This is a genomic window from Streptomyces sp. NPDC040432 (genome assembly GCF_055595445.1).
On record NZ_JBVIVP010000062.1, the window covers coordinates 1 to 2,120 of the forward strand.

The following is a 2,120-nucleotide window of genomic DNA, read 5'->3' on the forward strand; positions in this document are numbered from 1 at the left end:
ATCGCCATGTACGAGGTGTCCTGCCGGAACGGCACCGTCTGATACAACGACGCCGCTCCGGGCTCGGGCTGCGGGGCCCGCTCGGTCACCGCGGTCCCGCGGACCCGTTCCACGACCCGCCGCAAATGCTCCGGCGTCGTACCGCAGCAGCCACCCACCAACGACAGGCCGTACTCGCGGACGAAGGTCTCCTGCGCGTCCGCCAGCTCACCCGCCGACAACGGATAGTGCGCACCCTGCTTCGTCAACACCGGCAGACCCGCGTTCGGCATGCACGACAACGGAATCCGGGCGTTGCGCGCCAGGTAGCGCAGGTGCTCGCTCATCTCCGCCGGACCCGTCGCGCAGTTCAAACCGATCATGTCGATGCCCAGCGGCTCCAACGCCGTCAACGCCGCACCGATCTCCGAACCCAACAGCATGGTGCCGGCCGTTTCCACGGTGACCTGGACGATCAGTGGGAGGTCTTCCCGTCCGCACCAGTCCAGTGCCCGGCGGGCGCCGATGATGGCGGCCTTCGTCTGGAGCAGGTCCTGGGAGGTTTCCACGAGGAGGGCGTCCGCGCCGCCGTGGATGAGCCCTTCGGCGTTCTGCTGGTAGGCCTCGCGCAAGGGTTCGTACCCGACGTGGCCGAGGGTGGGCAGCTTGGTGCCCGGGCCCATCGAGCCCAGGACCCAGCGGTGCCTGCCGTCCCGTGCCGTGAAGGCGTCGGCGGACGTGCGGGCGATCCGGGCGCCGGCCTCGGCGAGTTCGTAGAGGCGTTCCTCGACCCCGTACTCGGCGAGCGCGGACAGGTTCGTGCCGAAGGTGTTCGTCTCCACGCAGTCCACACCGACCGCGAAGTACGCGTCGTGCACGGACCGCACGATGTCGGGTCGGGTGACGTTGAGGATCTCGTTGCAGCCCTCCAGGCCGAGGAAGTCGTCCATCGTCGGGTCGGCGTCCTGGAGCATGGTGCCCATCGCGCCGTCGGCGACGACCACGCGGGTGGCGAACTCGTTCCGCAAGGACGGTCTCATTCGAGCCCCTTCAGGTGTGCGCCGAGTTCCGTCCGGCTCGCCGGGCCGTAGGCGGTACGGAGCCGGTCCAGCAGTGACTCCCGGGTCAGGTGGTACTCCTGGGTGCCGGTGTGGTCGAGTACGGTCGCCGCCATCGCGCAGCCCAGTTGAGCGGCGTACCGTTCGGGGACGCCCCACGCCGTTCCGGCGAGGAACCCTGCCCGGAAGGCGTCGCCGACGCCGGTGGGGTCGACGACCTCGGCGACCTCGACCGCCGGTACGGTCAGTGTCGGGCGGTCGACGGCCCGGATGCGCACGCCGGCCTCGCCGTGGGTGGTGACCCAGGAACCGACCCGCCCGAGAACCTGTTCCTCGGTGAGTCCGGCCCGCTCGCAGAGCAGCGCGGACTCGTACTCGTTGGTGAACAGCCGGATCGCACCGTCGATCAGTTCGCGCACCTCGTCCCGGGTCAGCCGGGCCAGTTGCTGCGAGGGGTCGGAGGCGAACGGGATGCCGAGCGTGCGGCACGTCGTGGTGTGGCGGAGCATGGCTTCGGGGTCGTCCGGTGAGACGAGTACCAGGTCGGGACGTCCGCAGCGGGCGAAGACCTCCCGCAGGTCGATCTCACGGGCCTCGGCCATGGCGCCCGCGTAGAAGGTCGCGATCTGGTTCTGTTCCCGGTCGGTGGTGCAGACGAAGCGGGCGGTGTGCCGGGTTCCGCTGACGTGCACGGCGTCGGTGTCGACCCCGTGGTCCTTGAGCCACACCCGGTACGGCTCGAAGTCCGCTCCGACCGCGCCCACCAACAGCGGGTCCAGGCCCAGTACGCCCAGTCCGAACACGATGTTCGCCGCCACCCCGCCCCGTCGCACATCCAGGCTGTCGGCGAGGAACGACAGGGAGACCCGGTCCAGCCGGTCCGCGAGCAGTTGCTCCGCGAACCGGCCGGGGAAGGTCATCAGATGGTCGGTCGCGATGGATCCCGTGACAGCGATGCGCATGTCAGATCCCGGCGGCCTTGCGCAGGGCGTCGACGCGGTCGGTGCGCTCCCAGGTGAAGTCGGGGAGCTCGCGGCCGAAGTGGCCGTAGGCGGCGGTCTGCGCGTAGATCGGGCGCAGCAG

2 protein-coding genes are annotated in these 2,120 nt (G+C 70.0%); both read right to left on the reverse strand.

Annotated features, from left to right (window positions below):
• The coding region (locus ACZ58N_RS38820) for a homocysteine S-methyltransferase family protein (RefSeq protein WP_471170379.1) at window positions 1-1,019 on the reverse strand (1,019 nt) is incomplete at its 3' end.
• Window positions 1,016-1,999: a carbohydrate kinase family protein gene (locus ACZ58N_RS38825; RefSeq protein WP_471170382.1), complete on the reverse strand. Its 984-nt coding sequence runs from the start codon at window positions 1,997-1,999 to the stop codon at window positions 1,016-1,018. The genes ACZ58N_RS38820 and ACZ58N_RS38825, both read right to left, overlap by 4 nt.
• Between the last annotated feature and the right edge of the window lie 121 nt (window positions 2,000-2,120).